This window comes from Pseudomonas grimontii, assembly GCF_007858185.1.
GTDB lineage: Bacteria > Pseudomonadota > Gammaproteobacteria > Pseudomonadales > Pseudomonadaceae > Aquipseudomonas > Aquipseudomonas grimontii.
Genome location: NZ_VFES01000004.1, coordinates 185,157 through 203,966, shown reverse-complemented (window position 1 = coordinate 203,966; position 18,810 = coordinate 185,157). Strand labels below are relative to the sequence as shown.

Below are 18,810 nucleotides of genomic sequence, written 5' to 3'. Positions count from 1 at the left end.
GAGCCCGTCATGATTCTGCCCTGGCTAATCCTGATCCCCTTTATCGGCGGCCTGCTCTGCTGGATGGGTGAACGCTTCGGCGCCACCCTCCCCCGCTGGATTGCGTTGCTGACCATGTCCCTGGAACTCGCGCTCGGCCTCTGGCTGTGGGCCCATGGCGACTATTCATTTGCTCCGGCACCGGGTGTCGATCCGACGTTCGCGCTTGAATTCAAGCACGTGTGGATCCAGCGCTTCGGCATCAACGTGCACCTGGCCCTCGATGGCCTGTCGCTGTTGATGATCCTGCTGACCGGCCTGCTGGGTATCCTCTCGGTACTCTGCTCCTGGAAAGAGATCCAGCGTCACGTGGGCTTCTTCCACCTGAACCTGATGTGGATCCTGGGCGGCGTTGTCGGCGTGTTCCTCGCCCTCGACCTGTTCATGTTCTTCTTCTTCTGGGAAATGATGCTGGTGCCGATGTACTTCCTCATCGCGCTCTGGGGTCACAGTTCTTCGGACGGCAAGAAAACCCGGATCTACGCGGCGACCAAGTTCTTCATCTTCACCCAGGCTTCCGGCCTGATCATGTTGGTGGCGATCCTGGGCCTGGTACTGGTCAACTTCAACAGCACGGGCGTGATTACCTTCAACTACGCCGACCTGTTGAAAACCAAGATGTCCCTGACCACCGAGTACATCCTGATGCTGGGCTTCTTCATCGCCTTCGCGGTGAAGCTGCCGGTGGTGCCGTTCCACTCCTGGCTGCCTGACGCGCACGCCCAGGCGCCGACCGCCGGTTCGGTGGACCTGGCCGGTATCCTGCTGAAGACGGCGGCCTACGGCCTGCTGCGTTTCGCCCTGCCGCTGTTCCCGAACGCCTCGGCCGAGTTCGCGCCGATTGCCATGACCCTCGGTCTGATCGGGATCTTCTACGGTGCCTTCCTGGCGTTCGCGCAAACCGACATCAAACGCCTGATCGCTTTCTCGTCCGTTTCCCACATGGGCTTCGTACTGATCGGCATCTACTCCGGCAGCCAGCTGGCGTTGCAAGGCGCAGTGATCCAGATGTTGGCCCACGGTGTCTCGGCCGCCGCACTCTTTATCCTGAGTGGCCAGTTGTACGAGCGCCTGCACACCCGTGACATGCGTGAGATGGGCGGCGTGTGGTCGCGCATCGCGTACCTGCCGGCGATCAGCCTGTTCTTCGCCGCCGCTTCCCTGGGCTTGCCGGGTACCGGTAACTTCATCGGCGAGTTCCTGATCCTGATGGGTACCTTCGTGCAAACGCCGTGGATCAGCGCCATTGCTACGTCCGGCCTGGTATTCGGTTCGGTCTACTCGCTGATCATGATCCACCGCGCCTACTTCGGCCCGGCCAAGTCCGACGCCGTCCTGAAAGGGATGGATGCTCGTGAACTGATCATGGTGCTCGGCCTTGCGGTATTGCTGATCTACATCGGCGTGTACCCGCAACCGTTCCTGGACACTTCTGCCGCGACGATGCATGGCGTGCAGCAGTGGTTCGGCACCGCCTTCTCTCAACTCGCTTCGGCCCGGTAAGAGCGCTATGGAATTCACGATCCAACACTTTATCGCGCTTGCGCCGCTGCTGATCACCAGCCTCACCATCGTGGTGGTGATGCTGGCGATCGCCTGGCGCCGCAATCACTCACAAACGTTCCTGCTGTCCTGCGCCGGTCTGAACCTGGCCTTGCTGTCGATTATCCCGGCACTCAAGGTCGCGCCACTGGCGGTGACCCCGCTGATGATGGTCGATGACTTTGCGCTGCTGTATATCGCGCTGATCCTCGTCGCCACCCTCGCCTGCGTCACCCTCGCCCACGCCTACCTCGGCGAAGGCGGCACCGGCTACCCAGGCAACCGCGAAGAGCTGTACCTGCTGATCCTGCTGGCTGCGGCCGGCGGTATCGTGCTGGTCAGCGCGCAGCACCTGGCCGGCTTGTTCATCGGCCTGGAACTGCTGTCGATCCCGACCTACGGCCTGGTGGCCTATGCCTTCTTCAACAAGCGCTCCCTGGAAGCCGGCATCAAGTACATGGTGCTGTCGGCCGCCGGTTCCGCGTTCCTGTTGTTCGGCATGGCCCTGCTCTATGCCGAAGCCGGCAGCCTGAGCTTCACCGGTATCGGCCACGCCCTGGCCGCCACCAACAGCCCCGCGCCGATTGCCCAGCTGGGCCTGGCGATGATGCTGATCGGCCTGGCGTTCAAGCTGTCGCTGGTGCCGTTCCACCTGTGGACCCCGGACGTGTACGAAGGCGCCCCGGCGCCGGTGGCGGCGTTCCTGGCGACCGCGTCCAAGGTTGCGGTGTTTGCGGTGATGGTGCGTCTGTTCCAGATCTCGCCTGCCGCCAACACCGGCGTGCTGAGCAACGTGCTGACCGTGATCGCCATCGCGTCGATCCTGTTCGGTAACCTGCTGGCGCTGACCCAGAACAACCTCAAGCGTCTGCTGGGTTACTCGTCCATCGCTCACTTCGGCTACCTGCTGATCGCCCTGGTGGCGAGCAAAGGCCTGGCCGTGGAAGCCATCGGCGTGTACCTGGTCACCTACGTGATCACCAGCCTCGGCGCGTTCGGCGTGATCACCTTGATGTCCTCGCCTTACAAAGGCCGTGACGCCGACGCCCTGTACGAGTATCGCGGCCTGTTCTGGCGCCGTCCGTACCTGACCGCCGTACTCACCGTGATGATGCTGTCCCTGGCTGGTATCCCGCTCACCGCAGGCTTCATCGGCAAGTTCTACATCGTCGCTACCGGTGTCGAAGCCCACGAGTGGTGGCTGGTTGCGTCCCTGGTGCTGGGCAGTGCCATCGGGGTGTTCTACTACCTGCGCGTGATGGTCACCCTGTACCTGATCGAGCCAAACCTGCGCCGTGTGGATGCCGAGCTGCACTGGGAACAGAAAGCCGGTGGCGTGATGCTGCTGGCCATCGCCCTGCTCGCCTTCTTCCTGGGCGTGTACCCACAACCGTTGCTCACCCTGGTGCAGCACGCGGTGCTGGGCGTTTGATCGCTTAGTCGATGCGGTAAACAAAACGGCGCCTTCGGGCGCCGTTTTGCATTTCCAGAGCAGCCCCCACCGTCAGTCGCGAATAGCCCAGAACTGTATGACCAACCCCGGGAATGCCCCCGGCACATGCAGGGCAAAGCCGGCCGACTGGCTGAGCAACTGCCAATACTCGCTGGCGCGATCCAGTTCGAAATAAGTGACGCCTGCGTGGAACGGCAATTGCCGTGGTGCGGCCGTCAGCGCGAGCAAACCGATCCCCGGCAGCTGCAGGTTGACCAGGTCACGGATCTTCTCCACCGAGCCGATCTTGACCCGACGTGGAAAGCTGTCGCGCAGGCTTTCGGCAGGCACCTGCGCCTGCACCGCCAGGATGAAGGTGGCCGAACTCAGCAGCGCCTTGTCCGGTAATGCCGCCACGCGTATCCCGAACTGACGTTCTTCCAATGGGATGGCAATGGCACGCACATCCATGATGATCGACAGCGTACGGCGCAGGTCGTCCATCACTGGGGCAAAGGTTTCAGCAAGCGCGGTATGACGATAGACCGGGTACGTTGCCGCGCGTTTATCGGCGCCGGTAAACGTTGCCAACTCCCCGGCCAGGCTTGCGAGGTCGCGGTATAGCTGCTCGGGGTGCAGGCCAGTCATAAGCGACAAGTGGCGCACCAACGGCACGCTGCGATTAAGGACCTGTAGCAACAGGAAATCGGCGATGTGCTTCTCCCCACTGCCATCGGCGCCAATCAGGCGCATGGCCAGGGCATCGACCCGTTGCTGCAACAGCCCCAACAGCTCATCAACGCACCTTCCCAGAGGCTCGGCGGCGCGAATATCCAGGCACGGCGGGCAGTAATCGCGGTCAAGCAGCACACTGTTATCCGCGCGTTTCTCCACCACTCGAGCGATGCCCAGGGTGGTATGGGCGTCGGCCACATCACCTGCAAATGCCAGGCGCAATCGCAGTTTACCGATGCTCATCAGCGCACTGGTGTCGAGGCCGTTGCTGTCCCACACTTCGTATTCAACGCTGCGATGGCGGGCGAAATTTTCCCAACCGGGATCATCGTCCACTTCCACCCTGCCGGGACGCCAGCTGGGCAGAGCCAGCACCACATTCAAGTCACGGGCGTCTGCAGGGATGTCCAGGGGCAGCGGCATCTCATCGGTAAACGGCAGGCCCATGGGCGTGCCGTCCGGGAATACACCGTCACAGGACAGCAAGGCCAGTTTGCCCAAGGCCAGTTGCTGCCGGTCAATTTCAAGTGTGGAAAAGCCCCACGCATAAGCGCGCAATCGACTGACCCGTGCTTCCAGTTGGGCCTGCAGAAAACGGTCGTGTTGTTGCAGATGCTGGGGTTGTAACAGCATGCCTTCAGACCAGATTACTTTGTTATTCCAAGCCATAAGATTCCCACTTGTGCAGACGTGCCAGCGGCAGGACGTTACTTGCCATCATCGGCTTCCTTGGGCAGTTGCGGTACGCCGGCAGGTCCGGTGGCCGCCGACTGCGCCGCCGCCGTGCCGGCAATAGCAGCCGCTGGCGAGGGCACGGGGGCGACCGAGGCGAGGATCGCGCCCGGGGTGATGTTGAGGCAGGTCGAGCCGACTTTCAGGGTGATGCCCGCGCCAGCCTCGATCACCACGTTCATGCCGCCGTTGATATGCACATCGGTCCCGGCACTGACACCTGTCTTCAACGTGCCCGCGAGGATCAGCTCGGTGCCGGCGCTCATCGACAGCGCGCCCTCGGTGTTTTCGTTGCGATCACCGCCGACCGAGGAGTGCCGGTCACCGCCGACCTTCTCGCACAGGTCCTTGTCGACCTTGGTATGACGGTCGCCGCCCACCCACTCCAGGGAATCCTCGAGCACACGCTGATCGAGGTTCTTCTGCGCGTGCAGGAACACCTGTTCCGCACCTTTCTTGTCGTCGAAACGCAGCTCGTTGTAGCCACCGCCGCCCTTGGACGAATGACTCATGATCGTCGAGCGCGTGGCATGCTCCGGCAAGGCATACGGCGGCAGGGTGTCGGTGTTATAGACGCTGCCGGTGACCAGCGGCCGGTCGGGGTCGCCTTCCAGGAAGCTGACCACCACCTCCTGGCCGATTCGCGGGAGATACAGGCTGCCCCAGCGCTTGCCGGCCCAGCCCTGGGCCACGCGAATCCAGCACGAACTGTTTTCGTCGCGCTGGCCCTCGCGGTCCCAGTGGAATTGCACCTTGATGCGCCCGTACTTGTCGGTCCAGATCTCCTCGCCCTGTTTACCCACCACAATGGCCGTCTGCGGGCCGTGCATCAGCGGCTTGCGCGCCAGGCACGGCGCGCGGAATTGTTGTTGGCACGACAGCGCAACGAACTCACAGGTCAATACCGGTGCGGGATGCTCCGCGGGTGTCGGTTCATAGGTGTCTGATGACAAGCTATAGCGCGCCTCCAGCAACAGAAACTGCGCGTTCTGCTCGCTGCGCGGGTGCTCCGCCAGAGTCATCAACGCCCCCGGAAACAGGCCGCGCGCATGGGTGGCAGCGGTGACGCGCCAGGTACCTACCTGCTGGGATTCGAGCAGGGTGCGTGCATAGGTTTCGCCGTGCTTGCGCTCGGTGTACTTGCCCGGATAGTCATAATGCTCATGGTGCGACTGCGGATAACCGCCGGCCAGGGCCGACTTGGCAAGCAGGTTGGCAGCAGGCCTCTCAAAGTCGAAATCCTGCAGCGTGTAGCCACCTGGCTGCACCTGGCCGCCCACGCGCCAGGCATAAATCACCTCGCTGTCGCGGATGGCAGGGTCGTCGGTCGGCATGAAGCGCACCTGCGCGTACCCCGGCGCCGGCGCGTGCGCCCCATAGGAATCGGCCAGCACCAAGGTGTGACGCCCGGCCGTACTTTTGAAGAAGTAGTAGATGCCCTCCTGTTCCATCAGCCGGCTGACGAAGTTGAAATCGCTCTCGCGGTACTGCACGCAGTAGTTCAGCGCTGGGTAGCTGCCGCTCAGGCCCGAAGTGTCGACGTCGGCGATGCTATAGGGTGCGAACACCTGCTTGAGGATCTCCGGCACGCTCAGCGCCTGGAATATCCGACAGTCGCTGGCCAACGTCAGGAACCACAACCAAGGGCGCAATACCGCCTTGTAGGTGGCATAGCGGCCTTGGCGACCGGTCAACCAAAAGTGGCTGACGTGCCCGCTGAAGTAGCGGCTGCCACCCTTGGGCAGGTTCACCGCCACGGTCATCGGGGTCGCCAGCAAGTCATCGATGTTCACGTCGACGCGTTCACTGTACAGCTCAAGCGTGTACTCGCTGAGTTGGGACAGCCCTTCGAACGCCTGCATGCGCCGAACCAGCAGCACATCGGCAGGCAATACGCTGGTGAGCTGGATTTCGCGGTGGCGTTGAGTCGTCGCCATAGTCGTTCTACCTACAAAGCAATTGGAAAAAAGCTGCCCAGGACCGCCAGGCGAACGGATTGGCTCCACTCACAGGGCACAGCGATGGCAGATGAGGCGTTGATTAGCGACCGCCGGTTTTATGTCCCCATCTGCACCAGGCAATGCTCATCAAACTTGAGTTCCTTCCTCACACCCGCTCCCGACAGGTAATTGAGGTAATGCGTGTAGAGCTGTTTGAAAAAATCCGACGCGCGATCAGCGTGGATTAGGTACTCACCTGAATTGGCATCAAAGAAGCGCAAGTGTTTACTGTCAGCGTGGAACGCGCACATGTGGCCCGACCCTCCGCACTCGAAGTCCATTAGCCATATGTAGTAGCCGGGCTGCGTGTTCTTTACATGCTGCACGAGCGTCTTCAACCCTTCACGTCCCCGGGCTTCTATCGACGACGTGCTCGATCGGCCGCAGATGTTCGGCAAGTTGATCTGAATGCGGCGTGTGTTATCCAGGGTCAAGGTCGTGTTGAAGGCGCTGCAATGGCGTTCGATAAGCAACCAGGTATCGCCCCGGCTCAAAAAAGCGCATCGCCCGGTCGCAGACTCTGCGGGAAACTGAAGATGCCGGCTCAACCAGACGAAGCTCAGTCCGACGCAGGCTCCGCCGGCCAGGCTGGGGATGGCCCTCAGGCGGGGATTTTTTTCCAATTGCGCACGCTGCTTGAACTTCGCGACGCGGTGCCACTTCATTGTGAGGGGCGTCTTCCAAGCGATATAAGGCATTTTTACTCCTGCTCCGTAAACACATAAATAAATTCGCTGTCCTCAACACGCACCTGCACCTGACTCGCGGGGGAACCCAGCAACAAGCGGTTGAGAAACTCACGACTGATCGCTGGCAACATCGAATGAGTCAGGATTGCGTCGATCATCCGCCCACCGCTCTCCAGCTCGGTGCAGCGGCTGGCGATCAACTGCACCACGTCATCGCTGTAGGTGAATGGGATCTTGTGGCCTTCGGCAATGCGCTTCGCGATGCGGCCCAGTTGCAGCCGAATAATGCGAGCGAGCATGGCGTCGCTCAGGGGGTAATACGGGACCACGACCAGGCGCCCGAGCAGGGCCGGCGGGAACACCTCCAGCAGCGGCTTGCGCAGAGCCTTGGCTATCGCGTCCGGCGCAGGCAGGGTGTGCGGATCACGGCACAGGTGGCTGATCAGGTCGGTGCCGGTGTTGGTGGTGAGCAGGATCAGGGTGTTCTTGAAGTCGATGATTCGACCTTCGCCGTCCTCCATCCAGCCCTTGTCGAACACCTGGAAAAACACCTCGTGCACATCCGGGTGGGCCTTCTCCACTTCGTCCAGCAGCACCACGCTGTAGGGTTTGCGCCGCACGGCCTCGGTGAGCACGCCACCTTCGCCGTACCCCACGTAACCGGGCGGTGCACCCTTGAGGGTGGAGACGCTATGGGCTTCCTGGTACTCGCTCATATTGAGGGTGATGACGTTCTGCTCGCCGCCATACAACGCCTCCGCAAGAGCCAGGGCCGTCTCGGTCTTGCCGACCCCGGAGGTACCGGCGAGCATGAACACACCGACCGGTTTGCCAGGGTTGTCGAGGCCGGCGCGCGACGTCTGGATGCGCCGCGCGATCATCTCCAGCCCATGGTCCTGGCCGACGATGCGCTGGCCCAGGCGTTCTGCCAGGCACAGCACGGTTGCGATTTCGTCCTTGACCATGCGCCCCACAGGAATGCCGGTCCAGTCCTGCACCACGGCGGCCACCGTGTGTTCGTCGACGTTGATCAGCACCAGCGGGTGCTCGCCTTGCAAAGCCGCCAGTTGCTGCTGCAATTGGCGCAGCTCCACCAGGCCGGCTGCGCGGTCGGCTGACTCGGCAAGTTGGCTGCGCAGGCGCTGGATCTGCTCCACCAAGGCCAGCTCGTTGGCCCAACGCCCTTGCACCGTATCCAGGCGCTCGCGCTCGGTCGCCAGCAACGCCTGGACCGACGCTGGACGGCTGGCGGTGTCCACGCCAATAGCGGTTTCACGCCCGATGATCCCGAGTTCGGTTTCCAGGGATTCGATACGCCGGCGACTGTCATCCACTTCAGCCGGGGTGGCGTGCAGGCTGACGGCGACGCGGGCGCAGGCGGTGTCGATCAGGCTGACCGCCTTGTCGGGCAGCTGGCGCGCCGGGATATACCGGTTGGACAGGCGCACCGCCGCTTCCAGCGCCGAATCGAGGATATGCACCTGATGGTGCGCCTGCAGGCTGTCGGCCAGGCCACGCAACATCAGCAGCGCGCGGCTTTCATCCGGTTCATCGACCTGCACAGTCTGGAAGCGCCGACTCAGCGCCGGGTCTTTTTCGATGTGTTTTTTGTACTCGCTGAAGGTGGTTGCGCCCAGGGTACGCAAGCTGCCACGGGCCAGCGCCGGCTTGAGCAGATTGGCGGCGTCGCCAGTCCCGGCGGCGCCACCCGCACCGACCAGGGTGTGGGTTTCATCGATGAACAGCACCACCGGTTGTTCGCTGGCCTGAACCTCTTCGATGACCGAGCGCAGGCGCTGTTCAAACTCACCTTTCATGCTCGCGCCGGCCTGCAACAAGCCAACATCGAGGGCAAGCAATTGCACGTCCTTGAGGCTCGGCGGCACATCGCCGCGGGCAATGCGCTGGGCGAACCCTTCCGCCACGGCGGTTTTGCCCACGCCCGCCTCGCCCACCAGCAACGGGTTGTTCTGGCGACGCCGCAGCAAGATGTCGATGACCTGCCGGATCTCCTCATCGCGCCCGACGATGGGGTCCAGGGTGTTCTGGCGCGCCTGCTCGGTCAGGTCGACGGTGAAGCACTGCAAGGCGTGCAACCGGCCGGGTGCCAGTGCGCCAACCTCCTCGCCCGGTACCTGATAGCCGTCGCTGGCCGTCATCTGCGCCTCAGGCGAGCCCTGGAGCAGTGCGCCAAACTGCACGCTGAGGTCTTCGCCACTGACCTTGCTGAACTCACGGGACACACCATACAAACCGTTGCGCAACGCCGGGGTTTTCAGCAGCGCCAGCAGCAAGTGCCCAGAACGCACCTGGGACTCGCCCAGCATCAAGGTGGCGTAGACCCAGGCACGCTCGACGGTTTCCTCGACCTGGGAAGACAGGTCCGTGACCGACGTCGAACCGCGTGGCAAACGGTCGAGGGCGGCGGTGAGATCACGCTCCAGCACCGCCGCATCGATGCCGTAATGGCGGATCAGGCGCAGCAGGTCCGAGTCGCTCAATTGCAGCAGCTGTTGCAACCAGTGCACCAGCTCCACATAGGGATTGCCCCGCAGCTTGCAGAATACGGTGCTGCTTTCAATCGCCCGGTAGCACAGGCGGTTGAGCTTGCCGAAAAGCGCGACGCGACTGATATCAGCCATGGGCAGGTCCTTGAGAAGACGATGAAGTTCGAGGATTGATCAGCAACTGCCGATCATCCTGCTCGGGCACCTTGCTGCTCAGCCAACTGGTCCAGCCCAATGGCGTGACCCCCAGGCGAAAGCGAGGCCGGTGGTGTTTCTTGACGATCAGGTTGATGTCCCAATCCATCGCCAGGCCGACGTACTGGCGCACCCAGTCCTGCACGCGTTGCAGGCTGTCACCACCGGGCAGCAGGCGGCGGGTTTGCGCCAGGTCCAGGGGGCCGATCAGCAGGCGAAACTTGTGCTGGGCATTCCAGACCTTCCTGCCCAGCACCGTGGCTTGGCCAAGCACGGCCGCATCGGGGCCGCTGCGCAAGGCGCACAGGCCGTCGCTGGGCAAGCTCATCCAGTGGCCGACAAATTGCTCGACCTGCACAGGCACGCCGAGGTAGTCGCCCAGCAATGCCGCCAGGCCCTCGGCATTGCGCGTCTGCGGCCCCAGGCGTCCGGCAAAATGCAGCTTGGCGACGTCCGCCACGCTGTCGCGCGCCTGCAGCGAGGGCATGCCGATACCGATCAATGCGCCCAAATAGCCGGCAAAGCGATCCGCCCCCGGCCGGTCCAGGCTCACCGTCGGTTGGGCACTCGCCCAGGCGCGGTAGAACAGGCTGATCATGCGGTGATGGAACACATCGCAAAACGCCGCCAGCGTGGGGTCGTTGAGGTTGCGTTGACGATCGCGGATGTATTCGGTGAGGTGAATCGGCAACGGGCCATTGGCGCCCATCAGGCCGAAGAAGTTGAGCAGCAGCTTGGGCGTGGCACCGGGTATGAGCCCCGCAATCATTGCCGGCTCGAACGCCAGCGAGGGATGCTGGCCGAAACGCACGGCCTCATCCGCCGGGCGCGTGGCCTGGCCGATGCGCGGCAGGTGCGCAAAGGCGCACTCCAATTGGCGCAAAGCCGCGTAGAAATCAAAAAGCCTCGGGTGCGCTTCAAGGGCACCGAGCAGGGTCAAAGGATCTCGCATCTGCCCACCCGCGCCGGCCACTGCATGATCACGCCACGTGCCGTGCTCATGATGCGCGTCTCGGTGAATGAGTTGAGCGATACGTACTTGGCGAAAAACTGTTCCAGTACCGAGCCCAGCACATAGGCGCCCGTGCCCTCGAAGGCCGACTCGTCCACGCTCACGCTGATCTGCAAGCCCCGCCCGTAGGTGACAGGCCCCGGCAACGGCAGGCGCCGCACGATGCTCACAGCGGTCACGGAGCGCAGGCCTTCGATCTGTTTGTGCGCGACGGCGTCGTCGACGCGGCAATACAGGCGCAACAGGTCACGCAAGGCGACGGCGCCCTGCTCGGTGTCCTGGTCCAGCAGCGACAGGTAGTTGAGGGACAAATGGCTGACCAGGCGCCACGCGGTTTCACCTTCGGCAAACGATGGCGCCGGCAGCGTCGGCCCCGCCACACATCGCACCGACTGCAGCGGCGCGGCGGATTCGCAACTGAAGTCAGTGCGACCACTGCCCACCGGCATGCTCAGCACCAGGTCGCGGTTACTGCACAGGGCGTCGATGCCCAATTGACGCAGGTCGCTGCGATGCGGGGCTTGCTCGCCGTCCACCAGCGATAGAAACAACTCGCTGCCCACGTAGCTGGAACGCGGGCCGCGACTGCGCTGCGGCTCGGACAATACCCGTGCGTCGCGCCGCACCTGGTAATACGCGCGCGGCGGCTTGCGCCCATGCAGGTCGTTGGCACGGTAGAAGGGTTCGAACGCCTGGCTGGCTTCGGCGCCGCTGCCATAGCCGGTCACGGCTTCAATCTGGTAAATCTCGTAATCCATTGGCCGCATGCGGTCCGGACTCACATGGTACTCGGAGCGTTGCTGCACCAGATGCACACGCTCGGTGCGCATCGGGAACAGGTTGATCACCGGCGTGCAATGCAGCGCAAAATTGGCCGCACTGAGGTTCTGCTCCAGCAGCGGGTCCACCTGCTTGAACAACACAATCACATCCAGTTGCCCGGCGGTGCAGCGGCTGACACTGGCAGCCAACCCCACCACATCGATGAACATGAAGCGTTGCGGCAGGGCGAAGTATTCCTGCAACAACCGATAGCCCTGGAACGCTCGTGGCCCGGGAGGCAGCAAGGCTTCGCCGTCGCTATAACCCACACCGCGGATCGCATTTTTGGGCAGGATCTGGTGCCAGTCCGCAGACGCTTGCACCGGCATCACCACCACACCGGCCGCCTGGGCCAGCAATTGCTCCAGGACACGCGAAGGCAAGGCGTCGCCACCACGGATGTGCAGCGCCAGCGTGTCGAGGGCCAGATCGCTGAACGCCAGCCCAGCCCCCACGCTCAGACGCAGGCGCAAGGCGGCCTTGACCCCGCCGAGGCGCGACAGGTCGACCCCGGCCACGTGCGTGCCGCAGGCAAAGTAACGTGCCTCGACCAACTCCACCGGCCACAGGGTCACCTCGTGCGCCGTGCGAAACTCGCAGGCGGTCTGGTCATCCTTGCCCAATTGGCTGTGCAGTGCCGTGTTGCGCGGCACCTTGAAGCCTGAGACCAGGCTGCCTTCGCCCATGTCCGGCTGCAATTGCACGACCGCCATCGATGGCGTCGGTGCCAGGTAGTGTGGGTAGACCAGTTCCAGCAGGTGCTGGGTAAAGCGTGGGAATTCGGCATCGATCTTCAGTTGCACCCGTGCGGCGAGAAAGCTGAAACCCTCCAACAGCCGTTCCACATAAGGGTCGGCACAGGCATAGGTTTCCAGCCCCAGGCGCCCGGCCACCTTGGGATAGTCGCGGGCGAACTCACCGCCGACTTCGCGCAGGTGGGCCAGTTCACGTTCGTAATAGCGCAACAGTTTGGCGTTCACCGCACGTCCCTTGTCTCAATATCAAAGATCCGCGCTTCACCCGCTTCCAGGTCAAGTTCGGTCTTCAGGTACAGGCGTTCGGGCAACGGTTGGCCCCAGAGTTCGCCATGAATTTCAAAAGCCATCTGGTTCGGACTGCAGGGTGTGCCCGAGGGTGCAACCGGCACCACACGCAGGCTGTCGCGTAAAATTCGCGGTTCGAAACGCCAGATCGCCTGGCGAATGCGCCGCCCCAATGCTTCACGGTCCAGGCCGGCTGCGGTTTTTCCAGCAAGGTCGGGCAGGCCGAAATTGACCACCGATTGCTCCACCAATGGCGACTCACTCAGGTCGCGAAAGCTGCCGAGGCTGATGCTGTTGAGCAGCCATCCCAAGTCGCGCAGTACCGCCTTGCGCAAGCCGCGCATGGATAAAATGCGCTGGTCGCGAGGCTCTATGGCCTGCTCGGTGTCGTCGTCGCTCAAGCGATCGAGCAAGGACGGCTGCAAGCGTTCGAGACTGGTCAGTTCAGCCATGGCGTGAGACCTCTATCGACGGTGCGGCGGACGGGCGAACCCGTCCGTCCGCTGGCATCCGAATCAGAGTGACTGACCATCTTGCAAATTCCAGCCCCTCTTCGTATTGGAAGTCACGGCGTCACCGCTGAAGGCGCTGAACGTGTAATTGATGGTGGTGAAGTTGATCGTGAGGTTTTCGACCGGGCGCTCGCCGTTACTGCTGACCGAGTAGGAATTGATGATCGCGCCGCCCAGGACGAGCTTGAGGTACACCTGTTGTTTTTTGTCCGAGCCGCCCGTCTGGATAAAGTCAATCTCGGCATCGCCCATGCTTATGCCGCACACGGCTTGCATAAACAGGTCGGGCGAAGCCGGGTCGGTGGCCCTGCTCAAGGACAATTCCGTGAAATTCGGGGTGCTGGGGTCACGGTCTCCGCCGCCGCTACTGCTAATTCCCCGATAGACGGCCATCTGGAGGGCGTCGACGGTGATCCAGTCCTTGTGACCGTCAACGGTAGCAGTGCCTTTGATTTTTGTGCCTTTGAAGTTCAGCAGGATCATGATGAGTACCTTTCAGGGTTGAACAGCGGGGTTATGACGCTTTGGTGGAGGGCAGCCTGGAGACCAACCGCAAGGACACGGTCAACCCTTCAAGCTGGTAGTGCGGTCGCAGGAAGAATTTGGCGCTGTAAAAGCCGGGGTTACCTGCCACTTCTTCCACCACGACCTCGGCACCGGCCAACGGCTTGCGCGCTTTGTCGACATCGGTGGCGGTCGCCGGGTTGTGTTCCACGTAACGGCCGACCCAGTTGTTGAGCCAGGTCTGCATGTCGTTGCGCTCTTTGAACGAACCGACCTTGTCGCGCACGATGCACTTCAAGTAGTGAGCGAAACGGCAGGTGGCAAACAGGTACGGCAGGCGCGCGGCCAGGTTGGCGTTGGCGGTGGCATCCGGGTCGTCGTACTCCGCCGGTTTATGCAGCGACTGCGCGCCGATAAAGGCGGCCAGGTCGCTGTTTTTCTTGTGCACCAGCGGCATGAAGCCGTTTTTGGCCAGCTCCGCTTCGCGCCGGTCGCTGATGGCGATCTCGGTCGGGCAAGTCATGTCCACACCACCGTCGTCGGTCGGGAAGGTGTGCACCGGCAAGCCCTCCACGACACCACCGGATTCGATGCCGCGAATCTGCGAACACCAGCCGTAGTGCTTGAACGAACGGTTGATGTTCACGGCCATGGCGTAGGCAGCGTTGGCCCAGGTGAAATCCTTGGCGTCGGCGGCATCGGTGGTTTCTTCAAAATCGAAGTCTTCCACCGGGTTGGTCCTGGCCCCGTACGGGGCGCGCGCCAGGAAACGCGGCATGGCCAGGCCCACGTAGCGCGAGTCTTCACTGCCGCGCAAGCTGCGCCACGCCGCATGTTCCGGGGTCTGGAAGATCTTGGTCAGGTCGCGCGGGTTGGCCAGTTCCTGCCAGGACTCCATGAGCATCACACTGGGGTCGGCGGCGGAGATCAATGGGCAGTGCGCGGCGGCGCTGACGCGGGCAATCTGGGTCAACAGCTCGACGTCCGGCGCACTGTTGTTGAAGTAGTAATCGGCGACAAAGGCACCGTAGGGCTCGCCGCCGAACTGACCGTATTCCTCCTCATACAGCTTCTTGAAAATCGGGCTCTGGTCCCAGGCCACCCCTTTGAACTTGCGCAGGGTCTTGTGCACCTCGGCCTTGGAAATGTTCATCACCCGAATCTTCAGGGACTCGTCGGTCTCGGTGTTACTGACCAGGTAGTGCAAGCCGCGCCAGGCACTTTCCACGGCCTGGAATTCCTCATGGTGGAGGATATGGTTGACCTGCTCGGTGAGCTTCTGGTCGAGGCTGGCGATCAGGCCTTCAATGGTGCCCAGCACGTCATGGGACATCAGTTGCGTGCCCTGCAGCGCCTGTTCAGCCAGGGTGCGCACGGCGGTTTCCACGGCATCCCTGGCCCTGTCGGTCTTGGGCTTGAATTCTTTTTGCAGCAGGCTGGCGAAGTCGCCGGCGTCGAATGCCGTGGCCACGGTTTCCTGGGCTGGCTGTTCCGATTGCGGAGTGGACATGACGGTATCCTTGAAAAGTGGGCAACAGCGTCCCCATACCGGGGCATACGGGGCTCCGGCAGAGTCAACGGTCAGTCAGTTATTCGGGTTGCTGGGGGGCCGCGCACAGGGCTTGCATCAAGCCGGGATCGCTGAGCACGTTGGCCAGCAATTCCTCGGCTCCCACCTTGCCGTCCATATAGGTCAACAGGTTCGATAGCTGACGGCGCGCGGTCAGCAACTGGTTGAGGCTCGGCACCTTGCTGGCGATGGCGCCTGGGGTGAAGTCGTCCATGCTCTCAAAGGTGATTTCCACCGGCAGGTTGCCGTCACCCGTCAGGGTATTGGGCACCTGGAAGGCGACCCGGGGCTTCATGGACTTGAGGCGTTCGTCAAAGTTGTCGACATCGACCTCCAGGAACTTGCGCTCGGCCACCGGCGGCAACGGCTCGGCCGGTTTACCGGAGAGGTCTGAAAACACCCCCATCACAAAAGGCAATTGCACGGTTTTTTCCGCGCCGTAGATCTCCACGTCGTATTCGATCTGGACGCGGGGCGCACGATTGCGGGCGATGAACTTCTGGCTGCTTTCTTTGGCCACGGAACTGGCTCCGGTGAGTGGAGTTGAGAGATAAAGGTTCAGTTGTCGCGGGTATGGACGCCGCTGACCTGCGCCAGTTGCGCGAGACCATCGGGTGCGAGGTCTTGCAACAACTCGATGAAGTTCTTGTCGATGAGGGTCTTTGCCCGTTGCAGCAGGTACGGCACCGGGCTTGCGGGTTCGTGGGTCTGAAAATAGCTGCACAGTCGGTCGATGACCTGGCGCGCCTCTTCGCGGCTGCGGACCTCCGCGTACGGTAGCTTCGGTGCGACCACGGCTGAGGTTGCGACAGTGGCCGCAGCGGCCTCGTATGGCGCTGGATCGAGCAGGAACCGGCTGACTATTTCCGCAGCTCGGCGCAGTGGTGCAGCCAAGCCACTGAGGTCGATGGCGCGCCCTACGCCGACTTTTTCCGTCAGCCACTGCTCAATCTGCACGCTGTGCGCCAACGCCTGGGTCAGTGCACTGTGAACGGCCCGCAACTGCTGCACATCGGTATCGGTAAAAGCCCCTTCGATCATCGCCAGACTCGGCTGACCGCCCTCGCCGCCAGGATCGGACATGACCAGGTCGATCAGCCTCAAGCTGACCGCGCCGATACCACGGGCGCTGATCAACGGCGCATCCAACACGTCGTGCACCAGGCCGTCGGGCGCGCACAGAAACGCGAGGATATTGATCCGCAGCAACGGGTCGTAGCCGTCATCCGGGTCGAGTCTTGGGTACAGGCCGTCCCAGCAGTTTTTCAACAGTCCCTCTACCAGTCCCAGGCCACTGGCCAGGCCAGCGAAGGCGTGCACATTGAGTTGGGCACGAGTGGCCCAGATGGCCAGGCGCAGATCGCGGCTGTGCTCCATCATTGGCAGTGCAAGGGCCATGACCCGCTTCCAGTTCGGTTCGATGGCCTGGGTGAGCGTGTCGCCGTACTGCACCTCGGGTTTACCCTGGCCCTCTTCTTCAAGTTCGAAGAATTGCGCCGAATATTCGAAGTTCTGGCCACCGCCCTCGGCCTCGCCCAGTGGCAAGGACAGTCGGGTGAAATCCAGTGATTGAACGTCGGCGGGCAACCCCATCATGTGTCCCTCGTGCAAATTGCTCGGGCGGTAGAGCAATGCGTCGGGAGGTCGAATCCAACGGCTCAGAAAAACTGAGGCGGTTGAAGCCTATCGCTATGCCTACTGCCGAAAATGTTCAGCGTGGGCGGATTTATATAGCGATACGCCTACATGCGAATGCAGGCAGTGTCATGGCAGGGCGTAGGAATAAGCTGCGAATGCAGCGTGGGTGGGTTGAAGGCGCCTATTCAAACACGCCGACGCGTGCCCTTGTGTCAGTTACCCGCCGGCAAATACCTCATCCAGCGACGGGTGCACCGGCACGCGGATACCGAAGGTGTCCCGCAGCAATGCCCTCAGTTCTTGCACGTTGTTCAGCACGCGCTTTTCGCTGGGCTGATCCAGGGCGTGGATCGCGTAATGGGCGTTGTTCAAGGTATGGCGTTTACCGGGCGCCAACAGCGCGACTTTCAATTGCCCCAGGAACGGCGAAGCCGGGTGGGTCGAGACGTACCAGTTGCCGATTTCGTAATCGATGGCCGCCTGCACTTGCAGGTCGAACACATACAAGCCACGCCACTCCCCCGAAACCTCGGCCCACAAGGTGTAGCTGCCTTCCTGCTCATTGAGTGTCAGGCGATACGGCTCATGGGCCGTGGCCTGCACGGCCTGCGTGTCCAACTGCAACGGACTGCTGGGTACCATGCCGCCAAAGCCAACGTCGGTGATATAGCGCACGCCGTCCAGGGTCACCAGGCTCAGGCGGTGGGTGCGTGCCGTACGTGCGTCCGGCGGGCCGCCCATCACCACCCGCCCGGTAATGCCGCGCGCCTCGAAGCCCAATTCCTGCAACAGCGCCAGGAACATCTGGTTCAACTCATAGCAATACCCACCGCGCCCATCGAGCAAGACTTTCTGCTCGACACTGGGCAAGTCGATCGGCACCGGCAGGCGCAGCAGGGTCGACAGGCTTTCAAAGGCGAAGGTGCATACATGACGCAGTTGCAAATCCCGCAGGGTTTGCAGGGTGGGCGGTGGCGGCGACTCGTAACCCAGGCGTTGCAGGTACAGACGGCTGTGGTTCAGGAGGGTCATGGCGCGATCCTTGAGCGCGGGAGGAATGCGTCACTATGCCGCGCAAGCATGCAGATTGTCATTTTGAATGAACCTTTTTAAACCGTTCCCTATCCATCTATAACAAGACAGGGAGGCAACATGAGTACCGCAAAAATCTACACCATCCACTACCAACTGCACGGCCAACCGAAGTCCTTCGTGGTGCGTGCCGAAGTGATGAACAACGCCGAGGCCTGGCACTGGGCGGCCGTTGACGCTGACATTGCGCATGTCAGTCGTATCGGCCGGGTTGGCCATGAGCAGGTGAAAAAAACCACCCGCCCATGGGCCGAGAAGTACGGCATTACCGAAGTCACCTGGGCACCGCCCAAATAAACAAAAGCCCCGCACAACGGCGGGGCTCAGCTTATTTTTTCAAGTCGCCCAACGGATCGTAGGGCGGCTTTTTTTTCGCTTCGTCCTTGTCCTTTTTATCCAATGGGGCGATGGCCGGACCTACCGGATCAACCTGGGGATCAGCCACATCGGGCGAGTCCGGATCAAATCCCAGCTCATCCTTGCCGCTGGCGTGTTCATTGGAGGGGGGCCCATCCGAGCGCTTGTTCATCATGGTCTCCTGTTAGAGCGGGCGAGCTTTGTCGTGAAGGTTTTCCAGGTCTTCTTCGACGCGCTCAACATCATCCTGTTCGTCACGTTCTTTCGGGTCATTGGGGCGCAGGGCATCGTTGTCGCGCTCCTCTTCACCGGGTGTGCGATCAGGGTCGGGTGTACCGGGCGGTGGTTGCTTGTATTCGGGCATGGTGGTTCACCTCAAAGGGACTTCA

General features: G+C 62.1%; 17 protein-coding genes. 3 read left to right on the top strand and 14 right to left on the bottom strand.

The annotated features are described in order from the left end of the window. Positions 1–9 precede the first annotated feature (9 nt). Both nuoM and nuoN read left to right on the top strand, forming a co-directional pair. On the top strand, positions 10–1,542 hold the full coding sequence (nuoM, locus tag FIV39_RS09335) for an NADH-quinone oxidoreductase subunit M (protein ID WP_090402804.1): 1,533 nt from the start codon (positions 10–12) through the stop codon (positions 1,540–1,542). A gap of 7 nt (positions 1,543–1,549) precedes the next feature. Further along, entirely contained in the window at positions 1,550–3,013 is a 1,464-nt protein-coding gene (gene nuoN / locus FIV39_RS09330) for an NADH-quinone oxidoreductase subunit NuoN (RefSeq protein WP_003174731.1), read from the top strand. Between the two features lie 72 nt (positions 3,014–3,085). On the opposite strand, the gene tssK is transcribed toward nuoN, so the two are convergent. The 12 genes from tssK to FIV39_RS09270 all read right to left on the bottom strand — a co-directional run bounded on the left by tssK (position 3,086) and on the right by FIV39_RS09270 (position 18,004). Beyond that, a complete protein-coding gene (tssK, locus tag FIV39_RS09325; protein ID WP_090402801.1) occupies positions 3,086–4,417 on the bottom strand; it encodes a type VI secretion system baseplate subunit TssK in 1,332 nt (443 codons plus the stop codon). A 38-nt stretch (positions 4,418–4,455) separates the two neighbouring features. Continuing rightward, positions 4,456–6,417 carry a type VI secretion system Vgr family protein gene (locus tag FIV39_RS09320; RefSeq protein WP_090402799.1) on the bottom strand — a complete coding sequence of 654 codons (1,962 nt, stop codon included), beginning with the start codon at positions 6,415–6,417 and terminating at the stop codon, positions 4,456–4,458. Positions 6,418–6,536: 119 nt separating this feature from the next. Beyond that, positions 6,537–7,178 carry a YopT-type cysteine protease domain-containing protein gene (locus FIV39_RS09315; RefSeq protein ID WP_090402797.1) on the bottom strand — a complete coding sequence of 214 codons (642 nt, stop codon included), beginning with the start codon at positions 7,176–7,178 and terminating at the stop codon, positions 6,537–6,539. Positions 7,179–7,180: 2 nt separating this feature from the next. Next, positions 7,181–9,811, bottom strand: coding sequence for a type VI secretion system ATPase TssH (tssH, locus tag FIV39_RS09310; protein WP_090402795.1), 2,631 nt, complete (start codon positions 9,809–9,811; stop codon positions 7,181–7,183). Continuing rightward, positions 9,804–10,823 carry a type VI secretion system baseplate subunit TssG gene (tssG, locus tag FIV39_RS09305; protein ID WP_244176284.1) on the bottom strand — a complete coding sequence of 340 codons (1,020 nt, stop codon included), beginning with the start codon at positions 10,821–10,823 and terminating at the stop codon, positions 9,804–9,806. Before tssG ends, tssH begins: the two co-directional genes overlap by 8 nt. Further along, positions 10,808–12,685 carry a type VI secretion system baseplate subunit TssF gene (gene tssF, locus FIV39_RS09300; protein WP_090402791.1) on the bottom strand — a complete coding sequence of 626 codons (1,878 nt, stop codon included), beginning with the start codon at positions 12,683–12,685 and terminating at the stop codon, positions 10,808–10,810. Before tssF ends, tssG begins: the two co-directional genes overlap by 16 nt. Next, positions 12,682–13,200 (bottom strand): type VI secretion system baseplate subunit TssE, encoded by a 519-nt coding sequence (gene tssE, locus FIV39_RS09295; protein ID WP_090402789.1) that lies wholly within the window; start codon positions 13,198–13,200, stop codon positions 12,682–12,684. The genes tssF and tssE overlap by 4 nt, the downstream gene beginning before the upstream one ends. 63 nt (positions 13,201–13,263) lie before the next feature. Further along, positions 13,264–13,743: an Hcp family type VI secretion system effector gene (locus tag FIV39_RS09290; protein ID WP_090402787.1), complete on the bottom strand. Its 480-nt coding sequence runs from the start codon at positions 13,741–13,743 to the stop codon at positions 13,264–13,266. Positions 13,744–13,774: 31 nt separating this feature from the next. After that, positions 13,775–15,274, bottom strand: coding sequence for a type VI secretion system contractile sheath large subunit (tssC, locus tag FIV39_RS09285; protein ID WP_090402785.1), 1,500 nt, complete (start codon positions 15,272–15,274; stop codon positions 13,775–13,777). Positions 15,275–15,353: 79 nt separating this feature from the next. Continuing rightward, positions 15,354–15,854: a type VI secretion system contractile sheath small subunit gene (gene tssB, locus FIV39_RS09280; protein ID WP_090402783.1), complete on the bottom strand. Its 501-nt coding sequence runs from the start codon at positions 15,852–15,854 to the stop codon at positions 15,354–15,356. Positions 15,855–15,892: 38 nt separating this feature from the next. Next, positions 15,893–16,930 carry a type VI secretion system protein TssA gene (tssA, locus tag FIV39_RS09275; protein WP_244176282.1) on the bottom strand — a complete coding sequence of 346 codons (1,038 nt, stop codon included), beginning with the start codon at positions 16,928–16,930 and terminating at the stop codon, positions 15,893–15,895. Positions 16,931–17,188: 258 nt separating this feature from the next. After that, the gene (locus FIV39_RS09270) at positions 17,189–18,004 is read right to left on the bottom strand and encodes an arylamine N-acetyltransferase family protein (RefSeq protein ID WP_090402781.1); all 816 of its coding nucleotides are present in this window, start codon (positions 18,002–18,004) and stop codon (positions 17,189–17,191) included. Between the two features lie 120 nt (positions 18,005–18,124). Here FIV39_RS09270 and FIV39_RS09265 point away from each other — a divergent pair, with 120 nt between their 5' ends. Next, positions 18,125–18,361 (top strand): DUF6555 family protein, encoded by a 237-nt coding sequence (locus tag FIV39_RS09265; protein ID WP_090402778.1) that lies wholly within the window; start codon positions 18,125–18,127, stop codon positions 18,359–18,361. A 31-nt stretch (positions 18,362–18,392) separates the two neighbouring features. Here FIV39_RS09265 and FIV39_RS09260 read toward each other — a convergent pair whose 3' ends face one another. Both FIV39_RS09260 and FIV39_RS09255 read right to left on the bottom strand, forming a co-directional pair. Continuing rightward, a complete protein-coding gene (locus tag FIV39_RS09260) occupies positions 18,393–18,593 on the bottom strand; it encodes a DUF6021 family protein (RefSeq protein WP_032889722.1) in 201 nt (66 codons plus the stop codon). A gap of 12 nt (positions 18,594–18,605) precedes the next feature. Beyond that, positions 18,606–18,785: a hypothetical protein gene (locus tag FIV39_RS09255; protein ID WP_090402776.1), complete on the bottom strand. Its 180-nt coding sequence runs from the start codon at positions 18,783–18,785 to the stop codon at positions 18,606–18,608. Between the last annotated feature and the right edge of the window lie 25 nt (positions 18,786–18,810).